Raw genomic sequence first — 24,796 nt, 5'->3', positions numbered from 1 at the left:
ATGACCCAACTGTCCGATTTTCATCGCAGCCGCGTTCAGGCGGTCCTTCAGGCCTGCCCGCTGGTGCCGGTGATTGCCATTCAGAACGCCGAGGACGCCGTGCCCCTGTGTCAGGCGCTGGTGGACGGCGGCATCCGGGTGCTGGAGATTACCCTGCGGACCGAACACGGCGTTCGTGCCATCGAGCAGGTGCGCAAAGCCATTCCGGACGCCTGGGTTGGCGCCGGCACGGTGACCAGCATCGCCCAGTACCGACAGGTTGAATCCGCAGGTGCTCAGTTTGTCATCACGCCGGGCGTGACGGAGGCGATTCTGGATTTTGGGGTGACCTCCGAAGCCCCGCTGCTGCCGGGCATTGCCACCGTGTCGGAGCTGATGATGGGCTACGCCTTCGGCTACCGGGAGTTCAAGTTCTTTCCGGCGGAAGTCTCCGGTGGCGTGCCGGCACTCAAGGCGTTCAACGGCCCCTTCCCGGATGTGACTTTCTGCCCGACGGGCGGCATCAATCCCGCCAACGCCGGCCAGTATCTGGGGCTGAGCAATGTGCGCGCCGTTGGCGGTTCCTGGCTGACGCCGGCGGACGCGGTGGCGGCCCGTGACTGGTCCCGGATTACCGAGATCGCCCGTAGCAGCTTGGCCGCGCTGTAGCGCGCCGGCGGGCGCCGGACCCGTGACGCCAAAAAAAAGCCCACCAATCGGTGGGCTTTTGGCTGTCAGGCGGCTGGAAAACGGGCGAATCAGCGGATGTCGGCGCCCACCCGGACGATCTTCATGGTGTTGGTGCCGCCCTGGGCGTTCACGTAGTCGCCCTTGGTAATCACCACCAGGTCGCCGTCGCTGACCACGCCCCGGCGCTCCAGCTCTGCCACGGCCTCGGCGTTGGTCTGTTCGTTCGGCACCTTGATGGAATCGAACGGTATCGTCTGAACACCCCGGAACAGGACCACCCGGTGCTGGGTGGAGTGGTGCCGGGAGAGGGCGAAGATCGGCAGGCCCGATTTGATGCGTGACATCAACCGGGGGGTGGCACCGGTCTCGGTCATGCAGATGATCGCGGATACGCCGGTCAGATGGTTGGCCGCGTACATGGCCGAGAGGGCAATGGCCTCGTCCACCTTTTCCATGCGCTCGTGGATGCGGTGCTTGGACTGGTGCATGGACGGGTGGCGTTCGGCGCCCAGGCAGATGCGGACCATCGCCTCCACCGCCTCGCACGGGTAGTCGCCGACCGCGGTTTCCGCCGACAGCATGACCGCGTCGGTGTAATCCATCACGGCGTTAGCCACGTCCGACACTTCGGCCCGGGTGGGCATCGGGTTGGTGATCATCGATTCCATCATCTGGGTGGCGGTTATCACCGCACGGTTCAGTACCCGCGCGCGGGCAATGATGTGCTTCTGCACGCCCACCAGCTCGGCGTCACCGATCTCCACCGCCAGGTCACCCCTTGCCACCATGACCGCGTCGGACGCTTCGATCACCGCGTCCAGGGCGGCTTCATCGTGGGCCAGTTCGGCCCGCTCGATCTTCGCCACCAGGCCGGCATCGGAGCCGGCTTCCGCCAGCAGGCGGCGAGCAACGTGCATGTCCTCGGCGGTGCGCACGAAAGAGACCGCGACGTAGTCGGCGCCCAGCTTGGCCGCCGTCACGATGTCTTCCTTGTCCTTTTCCGTCAGCGCCTCGGCGGACAAGCCGCCGCCGCGCTTGTTCAGACCCTTGTTGTTGGACAGGGGGCCGCCGATCAGCACGGTGGAGGTGATGCTGTGCTCGTTCACCGAATCCACCCGCATCTCGATGCGGCCATCGTCCAGCACGAGGATATCCCCTGGCTCTACGTCGGCGATGAGCTGTTCGTAGTCGATGCCCACCCGCTCGCTGTTGCCGGCTTCCTTATCCATGGCCGCGTCCAGCACAAAGGTCTGGCCGGCCTCCAGGGTGACCTTGTTCTCGGCAAACCGCGCAATGCGCAGTTTTGGGCCCTGCAGGTCAGCCAGCAGTGCCACGAACCGCCCCTGTGCGGCGGCGGCTTCCCGCACCCGTTTGGCCCGGGCAATGTGTTCCTCGGCGCTGCCGTGGGAGAAGTTCAGCCGGGTCACATCGACCCCGGCTTTGATGATGGCGGCGAGGGACTCGGGCGAGTCGGTGGCGGGCCCGAGGGTGGCGACAATCTTGGTACGCCTGAGCATGCTGTTGTGTCCTTCGGTCGGTTTACTGGCTGGCTTTCATCAGGGCGATGGCGTTGTCGAGCATCCGGTTGGAGAAGCCCCACTCGTTATCGTACCAGGCCATGACTTTTACGTGCCGGCCAATCACCCGGGTGTGGTTGGCGTCGAACACGCTGGACAGGGCGTTGTGGTTGAAATCCACGCTGACCAGTTTCTCCGTGTTATAACCCAGAACCGGATTCGTTTCAGCCGCGGCATGCACCGCTGCGTTGATCTCCTCCACCGTGGTGTCCTTGCCGGCGATGAAGCCAAAGTCCACCAGGGACACGTTGATGGTGGGCACCCGCACCGCCAGGCCGTCGAGCTTGCCGTTGAGCGCCGGAATTACCTTGCCGATGGCGGCGGCGGCACCGGTCTTGGTGGGAATCATGGACTGGGTCGCGGAGCGGGCCCGGTAAAGGTCGCTGTGGTACACGTCGCTCAGTTTCTGGTCGTTAGTGTACGAGTGTATGGTGGTCATCAGGCCGCTTTCGATGCCCACGGCGTTGTGCAGCGCCTCTACCACCGGCGCCAGGCAGTTGGTGGTGCAGGAGGCGTTGGAAATGATCTGGTGGTCGGCGGTCAGGGTGTCGTGGTTCACGCCGTAGACCACCATGGCGTCAGCGTCCGGGGACGGCGCGGAGATGATGACCTTGCGGGCGCCGGCTTTCAGGTGCGCGGCGGCTTTTTCGCGCTTGGTGAACAGGCCGGTGCATTCGAATACCACATCCACGTGGTAGTCCTTCCAGGGAAGCTCTTCGGGGTTGCGCAGGGCGGTGATGGCGATGCGGTCGCCGTTGACGGTCAGGGATTCGGCATCGTGGCTGACGATGCCGTCAAAGCGCCCGTGCACGCTGTCATACTTCAGCAGGTGGGCATTGGTTTCCGCGTCGCCCAGGTCGTTGATAGCGACCACCTGGAGCTGCTTGCGGTAGTTATTTTCGTAAAGGGCCCGAAGGACGTTGCGGCCAATGCGGCCAAAGCCATTGATTGCGATACGAATGGTCATGCTGCGACTCCTGTTTTTGCCGATTTTTTGTTCGATAACCGCGAATAATGTAGTAAATATATCAACAAAAAACCCAGAAATGAACGCCTCGTCGCTTCATTTCTCAGGTTAAGTTGGTAAAATTACGTTCATAAAACGACACAACCATAAGCGAAGCAACGGAGTTCGCCATGCACCCCACCGGCAATGACACCCTGAATCCGACCGTTGATCGGGTCACCCAACGCATCATCGATCGCAGCCGCGCGACCCGCGCTGACTACCTCGCCCGCATGCAGGCGCTGAAAGCCCAGTCTCCCCACCGGAGCACCCTGTCCTGCGGTAATCTGGCCCACGGTTTCGCCGCCTGCAGCCAGGCCGATAAAGACACCCTCAAGTTCATGAACAAGGCCAACGTGGCCATCGTGACCGCCTACAACGACATGCTCTCGGCGCACCAGCCTTACGAGGGCTTCCCGGACGTGATCCGGGAAGCCGCCCACGGGATGGGGTCGGTGGCCCAGGTGGCCGGCGGTACGCCCGCGATGTGCGACGGCGTCACCCAGGGCCAGCCTGGCATGGAGCTGAGCCTGTTTTCCCGGGACACCATCGCCATGAGCACCGCGGTGGCCCTCAGCCACAACATGTTCGACGCCACCCTGCTGCTGGGTATCTGCGACAAAATCGTGCCCGGCCTGCTGATCGGCGCGCTGAGCTTTGGACACCTGCCCACGATTCTGGTTCCGGCCGGGCCCATGCCCTCGGGGCTCCCCAACAAGGAAAAGCAGCGCATTCGCCAGCTCTACGCGGAAGGCAAGATTGGCCGGGACGAGCTGCTGGAAGCCGAGAGCAAGTCCTACCACAGCCCGGGCACCTGCACCTTTTACGGCACCGCCAACAGCAACCAGTTGCTGGTGGAGGTGATGGGCCTGCATCTGCCAGGGGCCGCGTTTGTGCACCCCAACACACCGCTCCGGGACGCGCTGACACGGGCTGCCACCGAACAGGTCATCAAGTTGTCCAAACCCCACGGCGGCGAGCTGGGGCTGGGGGACATGGTGGATGAAAAATCCATCGTCAACGCCCTGGTGGCCCTGCTGGTCACCGGCGGCTCCACCAACCACACCATCCACTGGATCGCCATTGCACGGGCCGCGGGCATCCTGATCGACTGGAACGATTACGCCGAGCTGTCCTCCGTCGTGCCCTCCATGACCCGCATCTACCCGAACGGCACCGAAGACGTGAACGCCTTCCATGAGGCGGGCGGTACGCCTTTCCTGATCCGGGAGCTGCTGGCGGCCGGTTACCTGCACAACGACGTGCAGACCGTGGTGGGCTTCGGGCTCGAGCGATACGCACAGATGCCGACGCTGGACGGCGATGCGCTGACCTGGGAGCCGGCCGTTGCCCAAAGTGGCGCGGCAGACGTGCTTAGCAGCGCCTCCGAGCCGTTTGCCCCGAATGGCGGGCTAAAAGTGCTGGACGGCAATCTCGGGCGTGGTGTGATCAAGGTGTCCGCGGTCGCGCCGGAGTACCACACCATTGATGCCCCGGCCGTGGTGTTCGACGATCAGAACGAGTTGAAGGCCGCATTCGAGGCCGGTGAACTGAACCGGGACTGCATCGTGGTGGTGCGCTTCCAGGGCCCAAAAGCCAACGGCATGCCGGAACTGCATAAGCTCACCCCATACCTGGGCGTGTTGCAGGACCGGGGCTATCGGGTCGGACTGGTGACGGATGGGCGCATGTCTGGCGCCTCTGGCAAGGTGCCGGCAGCGATTCACGTGTACCCGGAAGCCCTCGATGGCGGCCCGCTGGCTCGTGTTCAGGACGGTGATCGCGTGCTGCTGGACGCGGTAAACGGCACCTTGTCCGTTCATGTGGGCGAGGCCGAGTTTGCCGCCCGCACTCCTGCAAAACCGGATTTGAGCGCGTATCATCACGGCTTTGGCCGCGAACTGTTCGGCTGGATGCGGCAGTCGGCCAGCAACCCCGAGCAGGGCGCCAGCGCTTTCTGGAATCACGAGGCATGACGGCAAAGAACCTTTCCCTGGTCGGCGACATCGGCGGCACCAACGCGCGTTTTGCGCTGGTCGATCCCGGCGATGTCCGGCCCCGCCACATCGAGGTCCTGGCCTGTGGCGACTACGACAACCTGGACCAGGCCGTGGTGGACTACCTCCAGCGCGCCGGCGCCGGCTCGGTGGGTCAGGCCTGCCTGGCGGTGGCGTCACCGGTGCGCGGCACCCAGGTGCGCATGACCAACAACCATTGGCGGTTCGACACCGAGGATGTACGCCAGCAGTTCGGCTGGTCCGCCTTCAAGGTGATCAACGACTTCACCGCCATGGCCCTGGGCGTGCCCCACGTGGACGAGGCGCACCTGGTGCACGTCTGCGGTGGCCCGGGCGATCCGCGCCGGCCCCGGCTGGTGATCGGCCCGGGCACCGGTCTTGGCGTGTCTGGCCTGGTGCCCACCCGCAGCGGCTGGGTGCCACTGATGACCGAGGGCGGGCACGTGGATTTCGCCCCCACGGACGATCTGGAAATGCAGGTGCTGCGCATTCTCAAGGCTCGGTTTGGCCGGGTCTCCGTGGAGCGGGTCCTGTGTGGCCAGGGGCTGGTGAACCTGTATCAGGCGCACGCGGAGATCCGCGGCGTGTCCGCGCCACTGGACGCCCCGGAGAAAATCACGGCGGCCGCCGTGGACGGCGACGATGCCCTGGCCCGGGACAGCCTGCGGCATTTCTGCGAGTTGCTCGGCCGCACCGCCGGCAACGGGGTGCTCACCCTGGGCAGCCTGGGCGGGGTGTACTTGTGCGGGGGCATTCTGCCGCGCATTCTGCCGTTTTTCCTGGAAAGCCCGTTCCGCAACGGCTTCGAGGACAAGGGGCGCATGCGGCCACTGCTGGAATACACCCCGGTGCACGTGGTGACCGATCCCTACACCGGCCTGCTGGGCGCCGCCGAGGCGCTGAGCAACCCGGAAGTGTGAGGGGCCGGCCCGTGACTCGCGACAACGGGCTGGCGGCCCTGCCATTGCCGGATCTGCTGGCCCGGGTGCGAGCCTGTAGCCTGTGCGCGTCCGCCTTGCCCCACGAGCCCCGGCCGGTGGTGCAGATGAGCGCGGAGTCCCGCATCCTGGTGGTGGGGCAGGCGCCCGGCCGGAAAGTGCACGAAACCGGTCTGCCGTTCAACGACCCCAGCGGCGACCGGCTGCGATCCTGGATGGGCATTGACCGGGACACCTTCTACGACGACCAGGCCCTGGCCATCCTGCCCATGGGCTTTTGCTACCCGGGCAAAGGGCGTTCCGGAGACCTGCCGCCCCGGCCCGAATGCGCGCCGGCCTGGCGCCAGGCGCTGCTTGCCCGACTGACCAACGTGCGTCTGACCCTGCTGATTGGCCAGTACGCCCACGCCTGGCACCTGGGCGAGCGCCACCGATCTGTAACGCAAACGGTCGAGGGTTGGGAGGCCTACTGGCCGGATCAGGTGCCGCTGCCGCACCCCAGCCCCCGCAACCAGCTCTGGATCAAGCGCCATCCCTGGTTTGAGGACACCGTGGTACCAAGGCTTCGGTCCCGGGTAGCGGAGGTACTGGCCGGCGATTGACGCCGGCCAGTTGCAGGCGGCCGCCCCCGAACGGTGGGAGTGGCGCCGGAGCCGTCAGAGCGTGGTGGGTTTTCCGGCGGCCTTGCGGCGGGCGTTCCACTCGTCCCGGGTCTGAACCGCCTCGTCCCCGGCCAGGGAATCGATGATCTCGAAGTAGTCGGAGCTGTACGGGTCCGCCACCACCGTGTTGCGGTCCTTGATCTTCACCACGTAAACCGTCTGTACGTTCTGGTGATCAAACGCCCGCCAGTACTGCTCGTCCTTCAGGAAGCTGTAGTGATAGCCTTCCAGCGCCTTGATCAGGGCGTCGGTGTTGGTGGTGCCGGCCCGTTCCACGGCGTCCTTGTACTGGTAGACGATGCTGTAGGCCGATGCAGCGGATGATGAGGGGCGCATCTCGTAGCGCTTGGAAAAGGCATCCACGAACTTCTTGCCCCGGGCGTAGTTTTGCTCGTAGGGCAGGTTCCACACCCAGGGAGCCCCGCCAACGATACCGGACATCATGGTTGGGCCAACCTGCCGGACCATGCCCAGCGTCAGGTTCGGTACCACAATCTGCATTTTCTTGGTGAGCCCCATCTCATACGCGATGTTCATCGCCCGCACCATGTCGTCGCCGAACAGCACCAGCATCAGCACCTTGGCATCGCTGGCGGCGGCCTGCTCCAGGGCTTTGCGGAAATCGCTGATCAGCGCCCGGGGGAAGGGCGTCTTCACGCCCGGGTTGGCGTCGGTGTCCTCGGTGCCGGAAAACTTGCGGACGGACGCCTCGACGGACCAACCCCAGGTGTAATCCGAGGTGATGTAGAAGTACTTCTGGTTGGCGTGGTTGGCGGTGAGGTATTTGCTCAGTGCCTTGGCCGTCATCCAGGCGTTGTAGGGCTCGCGGAACATGTACCGGTGACCGGCCTCGCCGGTAGTGGCGTTGGAGTAGGTGAGGGTGCCGAAATACAGGGTGTTTCGGTCCCGGGCGGCGTTGCCGGAGGCAATGGCCACCGCACTGGAGACGCCGCCGAACACCATGCCGACACCTTCCTTATCGATCAACTCGGCGGTGTTGCGGGCACCCCGCTCGGGCTCGCCCCGGGTGTTTCGGATCACCAGTTCCAGGGGGCGGCCGTTGACGCCCCCGGCCTGGTTGATTTCATCCACCGCCAGGTAGGCGCCGAGGCGCTGTTGCAGGCCCTGGTCCTTGTAGCGACCGGTCTGGGGATAATTGAGGCCAATTTTCAGGGGTTGGGCATAGGCCGGCAAACTGGCAAACAGCGCGAAGGCTGCGCACAGCAGGGTGGTTCTCAACGTCATTGTCGTGGGTCTCCTGACACAGCGCCGTCGGGTCGGCGTGCGGGCTTATGGTTGTTATGGATCGCCTGCCAGTGTCTTGTCGGTGTTTGCACCCGCCAATGGGACGAAAGTCGAAGTTTCGGTAACCGAATGTAGTCCTGTGATCCAGGGGGCCTTTTTGATGGAGCCGACGGTGCCGGGGCTGCGCGCCCTTCAGGCGACGGGCTGGCCCCGGGACGCTTCCAGCAGCCGGAACCACAGAGTTCGGGACAGCCGGACGTGACAGCCGGCCAGGGCCGCGTCGATGCGCTCGTCCCGAAGGCTCCCGAGTACCGGCACCGGAGCGCCCGGAAGCCGCCGGATCCAGGCGGTGGCCAGGCCGGTCAGGCATAGCCCGGTTTCCTCCCGGGCCCGGGCCAGCAGATCCTTCGGAAGCCGATCAGCCAGTTGGCCCCCGCCGAGGGGCGACCAGGCCAGCCAGCGCAGGCCGTCCTGCTGCATGGCCTCGTGCCGACCGTCCAGCAGCGGCGCCGTGTGGGCGAGGGACAGTTCCGCCTGGTTGCACACCAGCGGCAGTGACGTGTGACGCTGCAGCCAGCGCCACTGTTCGGGCAGGAAGTTGGACACGCCAATATGGCGCACCTTGCCGTCCCGGACCAGCCGTTCCAGGGCCCTGGCGACGTCGTCCGCTTCCATCAGGGGGTCGGGGCGGTGGATCAGGAAGGTGTCCACCTGGCTGACCTGCAGGCGGTCCAGAGAGCGTTCAAGGGCGTCGGTCAGGTATCGGGCGCAGGCCCGGTAGTGCTTCACGCCCCATAGGGAGTCGTCCTGGCCGGCGGGCACAATGTCGGCCTTGGTGATCAGCCGTACCCGGTCGCGCAGCGCCGGTGCTGCCGCGAGCGCGGCGCCAAACAACCGCTCGCACTCACCGTTGCCATAAATGTCGGCGTGATCGAACAGGCTCAGGCCCTGCTCAAGCCGGCGCTCGATCCAACGGGCCAGGGCCTTGGGCCGCTGCAGTTCAGGATAGTCCAACAGGCGCATCAGCCCGGGAATGAGCGAGACGTCCGCAAACGGGTCAGCAAGCGGTTGGGTGGTCATGGCTGTTGTCTCCCAAAAACGATCAGGGCGCGGTCGCGGCTGGTGGTACGGGCGAACACGTAAGGCGACCGGCTGATCAGGGTGTGCTGGCCGGCGCCAATGGCTGGATGGCGTTCCCGGAACCGCCCGAGGGCCTGCCAGTAGCTGAGCACGGGTTGGGCCTTGCCGGAGGCGATGTCGGGCCAGTTCATGTCCGACCGGGTGCCCTGCAGCGGGTCGGAGCCGGTCGGCCCGAAGTGGCGGCCGGTCTCGTCGCCGTAGAACACCTGAACCGCGCCGGGGGTGAGCATCAGGGCCGCGGCGGCCCGTTTTTCCAGAACCGGGTCTCCGTTGGCCATTCGGCTGAACAGGTTGGTGTCGTGGGACGAGAGATAACTCAGCACGTTGAACGGCTGCTCCCCGCGCAGGGCGCCCGCGTAGGCCTCGTAGACTGGCTCCATGGCGGGCAGGCATCGGGCGCCGTCCAGGGCCTGCTCCTGCAGGTCGAAGTTGATCACGGCGTCAAAACCGTTGTCAAAATAGGCCGAGCTGGTGACCGAGTGCGGGAACACCTCGCCCACCATCCAGAACCGGTCGCCGGGCAGCGCGGCCTTCGGGTGGTCGGCCCGGTAGTCATCCAGCGCCTGCTGCGCCCGCTGCTTGAGCTCCGCCCAGGCGTCCAGTTCGACGTGCTTTGCGGTGTCCACCCGGAAGCCGTCTACGCCAAAGTCCCGCACCCACTGGGTCAGCCAGGTGATCAGGTAGTCCCGCACGGTGGCGTTGGGAAGCTCGGTGGCGCGGGTATCGGGCTTGTTGGCCAGGAACGTCGGCAGGGTGACGGTCTGGGTGGCCTCGGTCTTGAAGTCCGGCAGGAACGACAGCGAGCCGCGTTTTTCGTCCAGGGTCACGCTTGGGGGCGTGTCGTAGTCGGCGATGCCGGCCCGAACCCAGTCTTTGCCCCACCAGCGATCCCAGGCCGGCGCGTCGTAGTCGATCAGCGCATGGTAGGCGTGCAGGTTCTCCCAGGACTCGGGCTGCCAGTCGCCCCAGCGGGCCGGCAGGTACTTTTCGAAGCCCGGGCGCAGGGCGCCAAAGTCAAAGGTCTGCATGTCCTGCAGCGTGCTGTAGCCGGGGTGGTTCATGACCACGTCCATCAGCACCCGGATGCACCGCTTGTGGGCTTCCTGCACCAGGGTCCGAAATTCCGCCCGGGTGCCGAAGTTGGCGTCCGGTACGGTAAAGTCGAGGGCGTAATAGCCGTGGTAGCCATAATGGCGGAAGTCACCCTGGTCACCGCCGCCCACCCAGCCGTGCATCTGCTCAAACGGCGGCGATACCCACAGGGCGTTGACCCCCAGTCGGCTCAGGTAATCGAGTTTGTCCGTCAGCCCGGCGAAATCGCCACCGTGGAAGGTGCCAATGTTGTCCGGCTCGTCGGGCATGCGGCCATAGGCATGATCGTTGTCGGTGCGTCCGTTGGCAAAGCGGTCGGTGAGGGCAAAGTAGACGGTCGCGTTGCCCCAGCGAAACTGGCCCGGTTGGGCGTCGGCGGCTTCCAAAAGCATCAGGCCCTCGGCGTTAGGCCCCGGGGTCAGGGTGATCTGGCTGTGGCGTACCGTGGCGGTCTGGCCGGTGAGAAAGTCCCGTACGGTGTCGCCGTCGGCAAAGGTGTCCCCCACGGAAACGGTGAGGGGTCCGCTGGCGACCGCGCAGGCGTTTGCCGCGGCCCCGGCCTGGGGCGGGCCGGCAGGTAGCAGGCCAACCGGCGATTCCGGCGCCGGGCCGCTGGCGCAGCCGGCCAGCAGGGCGGTAGCCATCAGCACGGGCCAGGCCGTGGGGGCAGACAAGGTATAGGGCGCAAATCGGTCGGTCATGGCGTGCACTCCGAACGGGTTCGTTTTATTGTGCCGGCCATCAAAGCAGGTTTGCCGGGGGGAGGGTAGACGGAATTTTCTACGCCGGTCTACTCCCCCGCGCTACGCCTCGGGGAATGAAATCGGGGGGGATGCTTCGCCCCTCGTTTTGTCACACAGTTTTCGTACCCGCAAAAGAACCTTTGCGACTCGCCCGGCGACGGAGCGCCTGCTACCGGCCGGAAAACAAGAATAAGGGAAGAACCAAAAGAGGATTGACCTGATGAATCGTCGTACGTTTATCCGTAGCACCCTGGCCGCCTCCATCATCGCAGCCACCGCCGGCCTGGCCGCTCCTGCCCACGCGGACATCGCAGAAGGCAAGCTGGTGGTCTGGATCAATGGTGACAAGGGCTACAACGGCCTTCAGGAAGTGGGTGACTGGTTCACCAAGGAAACCGGCATTCCGGTGGAAGTGGCACACCCGGACAACGCCACTGACAAGTTCCAGCAATCCGCGGCCACCGGCAACGGTCCGGATATCTTCATCTGGGCACACGACCGCTTCGGGGAGTGGGCGCAGAGCGGCATCATCTCTGAGGTCAAGCCGTCCCAAAAAGTCATTGATGCCAACTACGATTTCACCTGGGACGCCGTGACCGTCGACGGCAAGAAATACGGCTACCCCATGGCGGTGGAATCCATCGGCCTGATCTACAACAAGGATCTGGTGCCTAACCCGCCCAAGGCGTTCGAGGACATTCCCGCCCTCAACGAGACCCTGGCCAAAGATGGCAAGCGGGCCATCCTGTGGGACTACAACAACACCTACTTCACCTGGCCGATGCTGGCCGCCGCCGGTGGCTACATCTTCGGTGAGAACGCCGATGGCACCGTCAACGTGAAGGACACCGGCGTGAACAACGAGGGCGCCATCAAGGGTGCCAAAGCCCTGTCCATGTTGATCGACAAGGGCGTGATGCCCCGCGGGGCAGACTACGGCGCCATGGAGTCCAGCTTCAACAAGGGCGAAACGGCGATGATGATCAACGGCCCGTGGGCCTGGGCCAACGCCCGCAAGAGCGGCATCAACTTCGGCGTGACCACGCTGCCGACGGTGGATGGCCACGCCAGCAAGCCGATGGTGGGCGTGATGGCGGCAACGCTGAACTCGGCCAGCCCGAACAAGGACCTGGCGGTGGAGTTCCTGGAGAACTACGCGCTCTCCGTGAAAGGCCTGAAAATGGTTAACGCTGACGTGCCCCTGGGCGCGGTCGCCAACAAGGCGTATATGGATGAGCTGTCCTCCGATCCGCTGATCAAGGCCACCTTCGACAACGCCCAACTGGGTGAGCCGATGCCGAACGTGCCCGCCATGGGCGCGTTCTGGTCCTCCATGGCACCGGCGCTTCAGAACATCACGTCCGGACGCCAGTCCGTCGAAGATGCCCTGAACTCCGCGGCCCAGCGCATCACCCGCTAAGCCGGTGGTGCCGCACCCGGTGGCCGCAGGGCGGCGGCCGGGTGCCCGGTGTTCCTGAAAACCTGCCGTCGCCTGCGGGCGACGGTACCGATCGGGCTGACTACAATGATAACGGAATCCCTGTCCTCCCCCGGCATCGAAAGCAGACCTCCCATGATTCGATCCTTTCTCAAATGGGGTGCCCTGGCGGCTTTGGTGGCGTCGGCGCTCTATCTGATCCTGGCCCTGTACGTGCAGCAGGCGTTTGTGTTCGCGCTGCTGTTCCTGGTTCTCACGGCCTCCGCGGTGGCGGTGTTTGTCAGCAAGCGCCTGTACGCCCATCGCTACATCTTCCCCGCGCTGGCGGGCATGGGGCTGTTTGTGATTTTCCCGCTGATGTACACCATTGGCATCGGCTTCACCAACTACAGCGCCAGCAACCTGCTGAGCTTTGCCCAGGTGCAGGACAATCTGCTGTCCCGGACCTACCAGTCCGACGCGGTACGCTACGATTTTGACGCCTACCGGACCGACCAGGGCGTCGTGTTCTACCTCAAGGGCCAACACCAGAATCTGGTGACCGCGCCGGTGGACCTGGACGGCGGTGAGACCCGGGCACCGGTGTTCATTGCCGAGACGCCGCCCACGGGCGAGCCGCTGGGCATCCGGGACATCATCAAGCTGCGGGACAAGCTCGCGGCGCTCACCCTGGTGACCGATGACAACCGGGAACTGAGTCAGGCCTCCCTGCGGTCGTTTGCGGCCATCCAGCCCCAGTTTACCCTCCACGAGAATGGCACCCTGACCAACAACCAGACCGGCGAGACCTATTTCCCGAACCAGGACACCGGCTTTTACGTGGACGGCCAGGGCGAAAAGCTGGCTCCGGGCTGGACCGTGAACGCCGGCTGGGACAACTACGTGAAAGTGGTCAGCGACCCCAGCATCCGCGGGCCGTTCCTGCAGATTTTTGTCTGGACCCTGTGTTTTGCCCTGGCTACGGTCGTCCTGACCCTGGGGCTGGGCCTGCTGCTGGCCAACCTGCTGCAGTGGGACCAGATCCGCGCCAAGGGCTTCTACCGGACCATGCTGATCCTGCCGTACGCGGTGCCGGCATTTATTTCCATCCTGGTGTTCAAGGGCCTGTTCAATCAGAACTTCGGGGAGATCAACCTGGTGCTGGAAGGGCTGTTCGGCCTGCGGCCGGACTGGTTCAGCGATCCGGCCCTGGCCCGCACCATGATCCTGATCGTCAACACCTGGCTCGGCTACCCCTACATGATGCTGCTGTGCATGGGCCTGCTGCAGGCCATCCCCCGGGATCTGTATGAGGCCTCCGCCATGGACGGAGCCGGCCCGTTCCACAATCTGTTTCGCATTACGCTGCCGCTGATCATCAAGCCGCTGATGCCGCTGTTGATTGCCAGCTTTGCGTTCAACTTCAACAACTTCGTCCTGATTGCGTTGCTGACCGGTGGGGCACCCGACATCATCGGCGCGAGCACGCCGGCGGGCACCACCGATCTGTTGGTGAGCTACACCTACCGCATCGCGTTCCAGGATTCCGGGCAGAACTTCGGGCTTGCCGCCGCCATCGCCACCGTGATCTTCCTGGTGGTGGGTGCGCTGTCGCTGGTGAACCTGAAGCTGTCCAAGGTCAAGGTGTAAGGAGCGTCCCATGGCCATGGTTCAACCCCGTTCAACCCGCTACCGGGTACTGGCGTCCCACGCCGGCCTGCTGGCGTTCATCGCGCTGATCCTGTTTCCGCTGCTGATGGTGGTGTCCATCTCCTTCCGCAGCGGCAACTTCGCCGCCGGCAGCCTGCTGCCGGAGAACCCCTCCCTGGAGCACTGGTTCCTGGCGTTCGGCATTCCCTACACCGACGCCGCCGGCGTGACCACCCAGCCGCCGTTCCCGGTGCTGCTGTGGCTGTGGAACTCGGTCAAGATCGCGGTGATCTCCTCGGTGCTGATCCTGGCGCTGTCCACCACCAGTGCCTACGCCTTCGCCCGCATGCGTTTTGCGGGCAAGAGCACGATCCTGAAGGGCATGTTGATCTTCCAGATGTTCCCGCCGGTGCTGTCATTGGTGGCGCTGTACGCGTTGTTTGACCAGATCGGCAAGCAGGTGAGCTGGCTGGGCCTGAATACCCACGGGGCGGTGATTGTGGCGTCATTGGGTGGCATGGCCCTGCACATCTGGACTATCAAGGGCTACTTCGATTCCGTGGACCGCTCCCTGGAGGAAGCCGCCATTGTGGACGGTGCCAGCACCTGGCAGGCGTTCCGGCACATCCTGCTGCCGCTGTCGGTGCCGATCCTGGTGGTGGTGTTCATCCTGGCGTTCATCATGACCATCATGGAATACCCGATGGCCTCGGTGCTGCTGGTGGACACGGACAAGCTCACCCTGGCGGTGGGCGCCCAGCAATACCTGTACGAACAGAATTACCTGTGGGGCGATTTCGCCGCCGCCGCGGTGCTGTCCGGCCTGCCCATCACCCTGGTGTTCCTGTACTGCCAGAAATGGATCGTCGGCGGCCTGACCGCCGGCGGTGTCAAAGGCTGAGGCCTCATGGTGGTCTGATCGTTCTCCTAACCTGGCCGGGGTCGTCTGTCCCCCGGCCCTTGCGCGAGTCCTGCGTCTTCCAGCGTACCCTTCGCGACCCGGCCAGAGCATTCCCCCCACTGGCCGGGATTTTTTTGGCGTTTCAGTTCTGACCGTAGACCCGCTGTTGCTGGTACCGATAGTAGCCCGCTGCCTCTTCGCCAGCGATGATGCTGGCCTGGTCACTGTCGAAGAGATCCTGCCTCAGGTCTGACAGTGCTTTAGCCCGAGCGTCGGCGTCCGGGAGCTGAGCGACGATCTCACGGCGGCGCGCCTCGTAGTGTTGTCCTGTGGCCCAACGCTGGTCGCGGAGGCTGTCCAGGCGGTCCCAGCGCGCCAGCGCGTCTGCCGGCATACCTAATGTCTTGCGAACGTCCCGGAGCGTGGACCGGCGCTCACCGGGGTCCTGGTCGTGAAGTGTTGCCTGGACGGACGGCAGGCTCAACAGCCGGTCCGTCAATTCCTGGCGGCGCGTTTCCAGCAGTTGCTCCGCCTCATTGCCATAGGTGACCCGCACTGCCTCAATGAAGTCTGTCGCCTTCTGTCGGGCGCTCCCGCTCTTGTGGTCCAGAGCTGCCAGCGATGTTGCGAGCGCCTCGTGGCGCAGTTCGGACTGCCAGATTTGCTCGGCGTCGTCCCCGAACAGTTCCCGCCGTTTTGCCCATAAAAAGTCCCGGCGTTCTTGAGGGGCCATTTCCCGAAGGCTGTATTGCTCTCCCTTTACAAAGGCCTGGTAGTCAATCATTGCCTGCGCCCGCTCCTGTAAACCATTCGGGTCGCCCGGGAACCAGTCGGTAAGCAAGGCAAGGAGGTTATCCTGCCAATGATCCGGGTCGATCTCGGCGAGGTAACGCATAAGCTCTTCCAGGAAGCGCACCTGGCCACGGGGTGTGTTTAGACGGGATTCGTAGCGAGCCACTAATTGATCCCGAAGTTGATCCAGGTCGGTTGACGCCTGGGGCGAGGGGGGCGTTTGCCCCGCCGCAGGCGGCTCGGAACGGTGCGCGGAATCCGGCGTTGCGACAGTCATGGGGACGTCGACGGGTTGATCGGTTGAGGCGCGGGTGTTCGCCAGGCCGTACCATGCGGCCAGTGTGACGGCGACGACGCCCACAGAAGTGAGACGGAGACGAATGTTCACGGGCAGGGTCCGCTGTTTGTTGTTGTTGGTCTTACGCTAGCAGCGTCCGGCGCGGCACAGAACCGAATCCCGGCGGCAAACGTGAGGTTTTTATCGGCTTTGTGAGCGGTGTCTCACCCCGACCTGGGAGGATGGTCTAGAACGTGAGAAGCGTTGGTATCTATACGTCTGGCTACGGTCAACAACGGCCGTACCGGCGGTGGCGCTGTGACAAAAACAACAAGAGGCAGAATACCATGACACACCGATCTCCCGGTTTCCGGGTGGCTGCGGCGGCTGCGCTGCTGGCAGGCGCCACCCTCAGCATGTCGGCGCTGGCGCGGGACGCCGGCCGGACGCAATACCCGATTGTCTTCGCACACGGCATGGCCGGTTTTGATGACATCCTCGGTTACGACTACTGGGGCGACGACTACGGCACGTTCGTTCTTGACCCCTGTGACAAGCTCTTCGAGTCTGCCTGCAACGGGGACATCAACAACGGCCAGCGCAGTTTTGTGTCGTCGGTGACCCCGTTCCAGAGCTCGGAGGTTCGCGGTTACGAGCTGGCCAATAACATTGAGAGTTACATGGCGACGTCTGGCGTTTCCTACGTCAACATTGTCTCCCATTCCCAGGGTGGCATTGATGCCCGTAAAGCCGCCCGGCTGCTCAGGGAACGCATGGGCTACCGGGTGGTCAAGACGCACGTCAGTATATCCACGCCGCACCGCGGATCCCCAGTCGCCAAGTACATTCTTGATCATTACGCCAATTCGGTGACCGAAACCCTCGCTAACTATTACGGCAACGTGGTTTACGGGAGTGGTAACGATGCCATCGCCGGTGCCAAGCAGTTGGTGTACAACGATTATGACCCGAACGACGGTGTGGTTACGGGTATGAAGGCGTTCAATCAAAAGTACCCATCAGGGCCGAACGATGTTGCCAATCCGGTGTCCCTCATGACGGCACAACAGGGCGGCGATGTGAATCCGGCGCTTTGGTTGTTGTCCGAATTTATCTACAACATTGACGGCGATGGCTACTGCCTGGATGACTGCAACGGCGATGGCGCGGCCGGACAGGGCGATGGCAATGCCAGTGACCGGGACGACGACGGTCTGGTGGGCATTAACAGCCAGCAGCAGGGCTATCGCCTTGAATATTACGAATGCTGGGGCTGTCTCGACTACGTATGGGAGCGGCCAGAACTCGGGTTTGTCAGCGATCTGAACCACCCGAACGCCACCCAGATGACGTCATCGAGCTACGTCATTAATCAGGACCACCTCGACGTTGTTGGCGTTGGCCCTGACACCTTTGATGAAATGGAATTCTACGCTGCCATCACCGATTACATCGCCGATCGGGGCGATTGAATCGCGTCACCATGATCCGCGCCGACCGGTCATCTCCGGCCGGCGCCGAACCTCTGTTACAGATCCACGCACGGCTCCAGATGCAAACGCGGACAGGCGGTGCCGTCCTGCTGGAACAGGTGGCAGCGGGTGGCGCTCAGTCCCAGGGTCATCTGGCCGCCTTCCTGGACCGGATTGCCACCGTCCGTGCGCATGGTGAGCACGCCGTCGACGTTCGCTACGTCCAGGTGCACCAGGGTCTGGTAGCCCAGGCGTTCGACCACGGTCACTTCCCCCTGCAGGTACAGGTCGGATTCTTCGTTCTCCGTGAGATGCTCCGGGCGGATACCCAGGGTAACGGTCTCGCCGTCGGTGAGGGCGCCGCCGTTCACCGGCAGCGTGAGGTTGAGATCCCCCGGCAGCCGAACCGACACCGACTGGCTGCTCGCGGCGGTGACCGTGCAGTCGATGAAGTTCATCTTCGGTGAGCCGATAAAGCCGGCCACAAAACGCGTCGCGGGGTAGTGGTACAGCTCCAGGGGCTTGCCGACCTGGGCGATGGCGCCGTTGTCCAGGGCGACGATCTTGTCGGCCATGGTCATGGCTTCCACCTGATCGTGGGTCACGTAGATCATGGTGGCGTCCAGGCGCTTGTGCAGCTTGGAGATCTCGATACGCATCTGCACCCGCAGGGACGCGTCGAGGTTGGACAGCGGCTCGTCAAACAGGAAGACCGCCGGCTCCCGCACGATGGTACGGCCAATGGCGACCCGCTGGCGCTGGCCGCCCGAGAGGTCCTTGGGCTTTCGCTCCAGCAGGCTGTCCAGTTGCAGCAGGTGCGCAGCATCCTTGACCCGGCGCTCAATCTCCGGCTTGGGCGTGTGGGCGAGCTTCAGGCCGAAGGCCATATTCTCGGCCACGTTCATGTGCGGGTAGAGGGCGTAGGACTGGAACACCATGCCCACTTCCCGGGCCTTGGGGGGCAGGTCGTTGACCCGGTCGTTGCCGATGTACAGGTCCCCGGAGGTGATGTCCTCCAGCCCGGCGATCATCCGCAGCAGGGTGGATTTGCCGCAGCCGGAGGGCCCGACGAACACCACGAATTCGCCGTCCTGGATGTCGAGGTTCACGTTCCGGGTGACCGGGGTGTCGTCGTAGCGTTTGCAGATGTTGCGTAAGGTGACGCTGGCCATAACGATTGTCTTCTTGTTGGTTTGTCCGTGCTCAGAGCCGGGCGATGTCCGCGCCCCAGGGCTCCAGTTTCAGCGTTTTGTCCTGCCAGTGGCCGATCGCGAAAGCGGGGGTGTCCGCCAGGGGCTGGCCGATGCCCGGCATGGTGATGCTCACGGGCTTGTCGCTCAGGTTCAGGGCCACGGTCAGCCGTTCGCCGTCCAGGCTGCGGGTGAACACCAGGGTGTTCGCCGGGCTCTTGTGAAAGGCGATGTCGCCCTTGAGTAGCACCGGCTGCTGCCGCCGCCAGCCCAGGAATGTCCGGTAGGCGCTCAGCAGGGAGGTGTCCTCGGCCTGTTGCACCGCCACGGCAGCGCCGTAGTGGTCCTGATGCACCGGTAGCCACGGGCGTGCGTCGGAAAAGCCGGCGTGGGTCTTCTCATGGTGCCATACCATCGGCGTACGGCAACCGTCCCGGCCCTTGAACTCCGGCCAGAAGGTGATGCCATAGGGGTCCACCAGATCCTCAAAGCGCAGTTCGGCTTCGGTCAGGCCCAGCTCCTCGCCCTGGTAGATGCAGGCGCTGCCGCGGAGCGTCAGCAGCATCATCATATAGGCGCGCAGGGCTTCAGGTGTGCGGGCCTTCCAGCGGGTGGCCACCCGGGCCACGTCGTGGTTACCAATGGCCCAGCAGGGCCAGCCGTCCGTCATCTTTTTCTCGATGGTGCTGACGGTCTTGCGGAAAAACGCCGCGCCGTGCTGCTCGGTGAGCAGGTCGAAGGAGTAGGCCATGTGCAGTTTGTCGCCGCCGCCGGTGTAATCGGCCATGGTCTGCAGGGCGTCGTCGTCGCCAATCTCGCCGACCGTGGTGGTGCCCGGATACTGGTCCAGCAGTGCCCGCAGCCGCTTCAGGAACGCCAGGTTCTCCGGCCGTGTCTTGTCGTACTTGTGGTGCTGGTAGGCGTAGGGGTTTTCCTTGCGCACCCCGATGGAGCCTTCCTGGATGGCGGCGCTCGGCGGGTTATTGCGCAGCTTCGGATCGTGGAAGCAGAAGTTGATGGCGTCCAGCCGGAAGCCGTCCACGCCCCGGTCAAGCCAGAATTTCACGTCTGACAGTACCTGTTCCTGAACCGCCGGGTTGTGGAAGTTCAGGTCCGGCTGGCTGGTCAGGAAGTTGTGCAGGTAGTACTGGCGCCGGCGGCTGTCCCAGGCCCAGGCGGAGCCGCCGAACACGGACAGCCAGTTGTTGGGGGGCGTGCCGTCGTCCCGGGCGTCGGCCCAGACGTACCAGTCGGCTTTCGGGTTATCCCGGGACTGGCGGCTTTCGGCAAACCAGGGGTGCTGGTCCGACGAGTGGCTGAGCACCTGGTCGATCATGATCTTCAGGCCACGCTTGTGGGCCTGGCGGATCAGCTCGTCAAAGTCGGACAGGGTGCCGAAGATGGGGTCGACGTTGCGGTAGTCGGAGACGTCGTAGCCGAAATCTTTCATGGGCGACGTGAAGAACGGAGACAGCCAGACGGCATCCACATTCAGGCCGGCGATGTAATCCAGCTTGGCCGTGACTCCGGGCAGGTCACCAATGCCATCGCCGTTGGAGTCAAAGAAACTGCGTGGATACACCTGATAGATGACGGCGCCACGCCACCAGTCCGGATTCCTGTTCATCTTGCCTCGCTTACACTCAGGTGGTGAAGGTTATTGTATTCAGACCTTCCCATAGTGCGGCGGGCGATACCCCGCTTCATCCTCCCGGGCAACTATTTGTTGGCGTACCCGGGGGGATGAGAGGGGGCGTAGGAGGAGGATGGGGCGCGGTCAGCGGCGTGGTCGAAGCAGCGCGACCAGCAGGCTGACCAGTCCGGAGCCGGCCAGGGCCCCGACAAAGGGCATCAGCGTAGGAATGCCGCCGGGGAAGCTGGCGGCCTGCAGGCCCGCCATCACGGTGCCGCCGCTGGTCCAGCCAGGCAGCACGGCGCCGATCAGCCCGGCGAGACAACCGAGAATAGCGGCCCGGTTGCTCATCCGGCGCCAAAGCCCCATCAGCACCGGCAGAACGGCGGTGGCGCACAGCAGGTCGGCAATCAGGAACAGCCGCAGAACGGAAATGCCCTGCAGTGCCACCAGCACCACGGGAATCATCATCAGCACCGTGAACCAGCGGGCACTGGCAATCGACAAGCCGGCCTTTTCCGTGACCGCCAGCGACGCCAGAGCGTTCTGAAGGGTATCCACTGACGACGCCACCAGGGTGATGGCCAGAATCAGCGCCGGCAGGGCCAGCCAGGCCGGCGCATCCGCCAGTAGGGCGAAGAACGGGATGGGCGGGTTGCCCAGATCGGTGCCGTTCATGGCGGCGAGAATACCGAGGCCGCCGACCACCAGCACCACCAGGATCGTCACGACACCGCCAAGCACGGCACCGCGGCTCAGGGCGCTGGTGTCCCGGGCGGACCACAGGCGCTGCCAGTAGCCCTGGTGGAACAGATTGGCGGCGGTCACCGCAATGACCAGCGTCAGCGCCACGCTCAGGGCCACGGAGGTCGGAATGTCCGGCAGCGCGGCCGGCTGGGCATCGGGCAGTTTGCCCACGGCCACCAGGCCGACGATCGCCAGCAGGCCAATCAACAGCAGCGCCTGCCACTGGTCGGTGATGATGCTGGCTCGCAGGCCACCGACCGCGGTGTAGACCAGCGTGGTGATGGCGACGCCCAGTATCACCAGCCCACCGTTCAGGTCTGAAAGCAGCGCGGTAATGCCGCCGATGGCCGTCAGTTCGGCGGTGAGGAAGCACAGCATGTAAAGCACGGAGATGAGCGCGACGTAGCGGCGCACGCCGTTGCCGTAGCAGGCGCTGGCGAACTCGCCGATGCTCCTTCCTTCCGGCAGGAACCGGCGAATGGCCGGGCCACAGAAGGCGAACACGAGAAACGGCAGCGCCGCGCCCACGGCGTAGCCGGCCAGCGCCAGCGGCCCGACCGTGGCACCGACCTCCGGGGGCGCGAACAGAATCCAGCCGCCCATGCCGGAGGCCAGAAACGATAGCCCGAGGGCCCGGGCGCCCTGGCTATTGCGGGCGGTGACGTAGTCATCAAGGCCACCGTCGGCAAGCCGGGCACGCAGCCCCAGCCAGGCAAACAGAATCATGGCGGCGACAACCGCGGCCAGCGTTGTGTAGAGCATCACTCCCCCTGGATTTTACTCAGCAGATCCCGCGCCAGTTCGATGGCTTCGGACCGATGGCTGATGTTCTGTTTCTGGTACAGGCTCCGAATGTGGGTCTTCACCGTGGTGGAGGCCACTTTCAGGTGCTCTGCAATCTGGTCATTCGATAATCCGGCGTGGATCAGGCTGAGAATCTGCCACTCCCGCCGGGTGAGCGGGGAGGTGCGGATCAGCTCGGGTACGTCGGGCCGGTCGATAATATCCTGAATAATCGCCTCGTCCAGCGAAATCCGGATGGCGCGGCTGAAGTCCCGCTGCTGCTGGGCCAGCTGGATCAGCCGTTCGGCCCGCTGCAGCTCCATGCCGCTGATGCGCTCATCGTTGATCAGCGCCTTGAGCATGACAATCAGCACCTTGCCCAGGCGCAGGAAACTGCCGACGGCCCCCGTGGTGCTGGCCAGTTCCAGGGCATGGCGTAATTGCTCCAGGGCCAGGTCCCGCTGCTCGGACTGCCAGTGCAGGTTGGCCAGGGCAATGGCGTTGCGGTTCAGATCCGTGTTCAGGCCCAGGCGGCCAGCGACCTCGGACAGGGTATTCAGCAGCGGCAGGGCTTGCTCACACTGGCCCAGGCTGACCAGGGCGCGGGCGTGGTTACGGCCATTGCACTGGTGGAAGTGGTTGGTGGCCTGCTGTGGGTCGCAGGGTGGGGCGATGGTGAGCCAGCGCTGGATGGCCTCCCGGTCCCGAACCGCGTCCCAGTAACTGAGCATGGTGGCGTGGGCGTTGGCGGCCCAGTCCAGGTGGTAGTCGCCGGCGGCCAGCATCTTCTGGACCTTGGCGATGTAATCCGCACACAGGCTCTGGCGCCCTCGGGCGTGGGCAATTTTCGCCAGCGTCGTGTAACTCTGCACGTACCAGCGCTCGCCCTGGGCTTCGAGGATTTCGATGCCTTGAAGGGCGCAACGCTCGGCGCTCTCCAGATGGTGCCACTCCCACATGATCTGGCTGCGGATGCGGTACAGGAACTCCAGGATCGGCAGGTGCGTCAGGTGGTTTTCTTCGGCGTACTGGAACGCCCGTTCCTGAATGTTGTAGGCCTTTTGCAGTAGCCCCATGGCCACGCTGATTTCGCTCTGCTGGCACAAAGCCCAGATCACGTTCTGGTGGGCCTGATGGGCCCGGGCCATGTGCTCGGTATCCTGCATCCGGGACAACGCCTCGGTCAGCTCGCCCCGCACGAACAGGGCCTCGCCGAGCACCGAGGCGGCCGCCACCCGGGAGGTGGGCAGGTAGCGTGCTTCCTGCTCCACCGCTTCCCGGGCCAGCACCAGGGCTTTTTCGCTGTCACCGTAGTTCATCGCGACCTGGGCGCGTATGGCGCTGAATTCGCCGTGCACCGCCCGCTGGGATTCCTCATTCATCAAGGTGCTCAGCCGGGTCTCCGCCGCGGACAGCCAGTTTTCCACCTCGTCAAACCGGTACAGGCCCTGGGCCACCCAGGCCCGTAGCAGTGTGAGCGTTGGCGCCTCTGCAATGGCAGCCTGGGGCAAGGCATCGAGGCAGCGTTGCAGCAGGCTGAACTGGCCCTCGGTAAAGAACTTGCGGCCGTGCTCGGTCAGAACCGTCATGATGCGGTCCGGGTCGTCCGCGGCGATGGCGTGGCGGGCCGCTTCCTCGGCGTGGCCGAGGTCCAGCCAGGCGTCCGCCGCCCGCTGGTGCAGGGTGCGCTGATTTTCCTGGCGGGTGGAGCCGAGCAGGTGGCGCAGGTAAACCGAGAACAGCGGGTGGTAGCGGAACCACAGGGCGCTGTTGTCCACCGGTTCGATGAACAGCCCCATGCCCAGCAAACTGCCCAGCAATGCCTGGCCGTCGGTATCGTCCATCACCCGCATCACCATGCCGGCATTGAACCGGTCGAGGATACTGGTGCGCAGCAGGAACTGGCGCTGCTCGTCGGTCACCGCCTGGTCCAGCAGTTCATCGAAGTAGTCGAAAATGTGCTGGCTGCCCTGATCCAACTGATCGACAAATTCGGTGAACTCAACGCTGGTCTGGGCCGAGGCGGACATCAGTTGCAGGGCGGATACCCAGCCCTCGACCCGCCGAACGGCCCTCTCGATGTGCTCACGGGACACCTCGAACGGCAGGCGCTGCTCCAGGTAACGCTGGGCTTCGTCCGCATCAAACGCGAGTTCCCGGCTGGTGATCTCCCGCATCAGGCCCTTCATGCGCAGCTGGGCAATGCCCAGGGGCGGCAGGGTGCGGGTAATCAGCACCAGCACCAAAAACGGCGGGCGATGCCGAATCAGGAAGCGCAGGGCCTGGTGGATGCCCGGATCGGTGATCAGGTGCACGTCGTCCAGCACCAGGTAGAGCGGCTCTTCTTGCCCGGCGAGACTGGCCAGCAGGTCGGTCAGGAAACTGTCGAGGTCGTCAAACACGCCGTCCAGAACCCGTTCCAGGGTGTCTCTGGCGCCGCCGTCGGTGGCCTGGTCCAGGGTGCGGGCCAGGTAACGGGCAAAGCGGCCCGGATCATTGTCCGATTCCTCAAGCCGATACCAGGCCTGGCGCACGCCCAGGTTGGCGAGACGCTCGGCGGTGGTGGTGGTCTTGCCATAACCGGCCGGCGCGTGAATCAGCAGGAGCCCGACGGCGCCGGCACCGGCGAGCAGGTCCGTGAACCGGTCGCGGGGCAGCAGATCCGCCGGGGCCAGGGGGCTGTGGGTCTTGGCCTCAATAAACGCGGTGGTTCCGGGGTTCAGTGTTGTTGTTGGCATGAACCAGTTCTCAAAACGTTTTCGGGGGGCCTCTTCTGCCGGGACAGATTTGAGGCACAGTTATCTTTCAGGGTACCGGTATTTCGGTATCTTACCGTAACAACAT

The 24,796-nt window shown here is 64.3% G+C and carries 18 protein-coding genes; 8 read left to right on the top strand and 10 right to left on the bottom strand.

The annotated features are described in order from the left end of the window. On the top strand, window positions 1–648 hold the full coding sequence (locus V3388_RS06960; RefSeq protein WP_336366809.1) for a bifunctional 4-hydroxy-2-oxoglutarate aldolase/2-dehydro-3-deoxy-phosphogluconate aldolase: 648 nt from the start codon (window positions 1–3) through the stop codon (window positions 646–648). 89 nt (window positions 649–737) lie between these two features. Here V3388_RS06960 and pyk read toward each other — a convergent pair whose 3' ends face one another. After that, complete coding sequence (gene pyk / locus V3388_RS06955) at window positions 738–2,186, bottom strand: pyruvate kinase (RefSeq protein WP_336366808.1); 1,449 nt, start codon at window positions 2,184–2,186, stop codon at window positions 738–740. Window positions 2,187–2,208: 22 nt separating this feature from the next. Beyond that, complete coding sequence (gene gap / locus V3388_RS06950; RefSeq protein ID WP_336366807.1) at window positions 2,209–3,213, bottom strand: type I glyceraldehyde-3-phosphate dehydrogenase; 1,005 nt, start codon at window positions 3,211–3,213, stop codon at window positions 2,209–2,211. 194 nt (window positions 3,214–3,407) lie between these two features. Between gap and edd the strand changes: the two genes are divergently transcribed. The 3 genes from edd to V3388_RS06935 are packed head-to-tail and all read left to right on the top strand — an operon-like array spanning window position 3,408 to window position 6,810. Continuing rightward, window positions 3,408–5,228: a phosphogluconate dehydratase gene (gene edd, locus V3388_RS06945; protein ID WP_336367294.1), complete on the top strand. Its 1,821-nt coding sequence runs from the start codon at window positions 3,408–3,410 to the stop codon at window positions 5,226–5,228. Further along, the gene (locus V3388_RS06940) at window positions 5,225–6,190 is read left to right on the top strand and encodes a glucokinase (protein ID WP_336366806.1); all 966 of its coding nucleotides are present in this window, start codon (window positions 5,225–5,227) and stop codon (window positions 6,188–6,190) included. Before edd ends, V3388_RS06940 begins: the two co-directional genes overlap by 4 nt. Before the next feature lie 11 nt (window positions 6,191–6,201). After that, window positions 6,202–6,810: a uracil-DNA glycosylase family protein gene (locus V3388_RS06935; RefSeq protein WP_336366805.1), complete on the top strand. Its 609-nt coding sequence runs from the start codon at window positions 6,202–6,204 to the stop codon at window positions 6,808–6,810. A gap of 54 nt (window positions 6,811–6,864) precedes the next feature. On the opposite strand, the gene V3388_RS06930 is transcribed toward V3388_RS06935, so the two are convergent. The 3 genes from V3388_RS06930 to V3388_RS06920 form a co-directional block, all read right to left on the bottom strand. After that, entirely contained in the window at window positions 6,865–8,115 is a 1,251-nt protein-coding gene (locus V3388_RS06930) for an ABC transporter substrate-binding protein (RefSeq protein WP_336366804.1), read from the bottom strand. Window positions 8,116–8,307: 192 nt separating this feature from the next. Further along, on the bottom strand, window positions 8,308–9,195 hold the full coding sequence (locus V3388_RS06925) for an aldo/keto reductase (RefSeq protein ID WP_336366803.1): 888 nt from the start codon (window positions 9,193–9,195) through the stop codon (window positions 8,308–8,310). Continuing rightward, window positions 9,192–11,048 carry an alpha-amylase gene (locus tag V3388_RS06920; protein WP_336366802.1) on the bottom strand — a complete coding sequence of 619 codons (1,857 nt, stop codon included), beginning with the start codon at window positions 11,046–11,048 and terminating at the stop codon, window positions 9,192–9,194. The genes V3388_RS06925 and V3388_RS06920 overlap by 4 nt, the downstream gene beginning before the upstream one ends. Window positions 11,049–11,310: 262 nt before the next feature. Here V3388_RS06920 and malE point away from each other — a divergent pair, with 262 nt between their 5' ends. The 3 genes from malE (at window position 11,311) to malG (ending at window position 15,058) form a co-directional block, all read left to right on the top strand. Continuing rightward, the gene (gene malE / locus V3388_RS06915; RefSeq protein WP_336366801.1) at window positions 11,311–12,510 is read left to right on the top strand and encodes a maltose/maltodextrin ABC transporter substrate-binding protein MalE; all 1,200 of its coding nucleotides are present in this window, start codon (window positions 11,311–11,313) and stop codon (window positions 12,508–12,510) included. 153 nt (window positions 12,511–12,663) lie between these two features. Beyond that, on the top strand, window positions 12,664–14,157 hold the full coding sequence (gene malF / locus V3388_RS06910) for a maltose ABC transporter permease MalF (RefSeq protein ID WP_336366800.1): 1,494 nt from the start codon (window positions 12,664–12,666) through the stop codon (window positions 14,155–14,157). Between the two features lie 10 nt (window positions 14,158–14,167). Then, a complete protein-coding gene (gene malG, locus V3388_RS06905) occupies window positions 14,168–15,058 on the top strand; it encodes a maltose ABC transporter permease MalG (RefSeq protein ID WP_336366799.1) in 891 nt (296 codons plus the stop codon). A 142-nt stretch (window positions 15,059–15,200) separates the two neighbouring features. Here malG and V3388_RS06900 read toward each other — a convergent pair whose 3' ends face one another. Continuing rightward, a complete protein-coding gene (locus V3388_RS06900) occupies window positions 15,201–16,238 on the bottom strand; it encodes a hypothetical protein (protein ID WP_336366798.1) in 1,038 nt (345 codons plus the stop codon). Between the two features lie 236 nt (window positions 16,239–16,474). On the opposite strand from V3388_RS06900, the gene V3388_RS06895 reads away from it, so the two are divergent. After that, a complete protein-coding gene (locus V3388_RS06895) occupies window positions 16,475–17,599 on the top strand; it encodes an esterase/lipase family protein (RefSeq protein WP_336366797.1) in 1,125 nt (374 codons plus the stop codon). A 56-nt stretch (window positions 17,600–17,655) separates the two neighbouring features. Here the strand turns inward: V3388_RS06895 and malK are convergent, their stop codons facing one another. The 4 genes from malK to malT all read right to left on the bottom strand — a co-directional run bounded on the left by malK (window position 17,656) and on the right by malT (window position 24,690). Continuing rightward, the gene (malK, locus tag V3388_RS06890) at window positions 17,656–18,771 is read right to left on the bottom strand and encodes a maltose/maltodextrin ABC transporter ATP-binding protein MalK (RefSeq protein WP_336366796.1); all 1,116 of its coding nucleotides are present in this window, start codon (window positions 18,769–18,771) and stop codon (window positions 17,656–17,658) included. 31 nt (window positions 18,772–18,802) lie between these two features. Beyond that, on the bottom strand, window positions 18,803–20,416 hold the full coding sequence (locus tag V3388_RS06885) for an alpha-glucosidase (RefSeq protein WP_336366795.1): 1,614 nt from the start codon (window positions 20,414–20,416) through the stop codon (window positions 18,803–18,805). 150 nt (window positions 20,417–20,566) lie between these two features. Next, window positions 20,567–21,931: a sodium:solute symporter gene (locus tag V3388_RS06880; protein ID WP_336366794.1), complete on the bottom strand. Its 1,365-nt coding sequence runs from the start codon at window positions 21,929–21,931 to the stop codon at window positions 20,567–20,569. Further along, window positions 21,931–24,690: an HTH-type transcriptional regulator MalT gene (gene malT / locus V3388_RS06875; protein ID WP_336366793.1), complete on the bottom strand. Its 2,760-nt coding sequence runs from the start codon at window positions 24,688–24,690 to the stop codon at window positions 21,931–21,933. The genes V3388_RS06880 and malT overlap by 1 nt, the downstream gene beginning before the upstream one ends. Window positions 24,691–24,796 lie beyond the last annotated feature (106 nt).

It is taken from the genome of Marinobacter sp. C2H3 (assembly GCF_037080155.1).
GTDB lineage: Bacteria > Pseudomonadota > Gammaproteobacteria > Pseudomonadales > Oleiphilaceae > Marinobacter.
The sequence above is the reverse complement of the archived record's forward strand: the minus strand, read 5'-3'. Positions and strand labels throughout refer to the sequence as shown.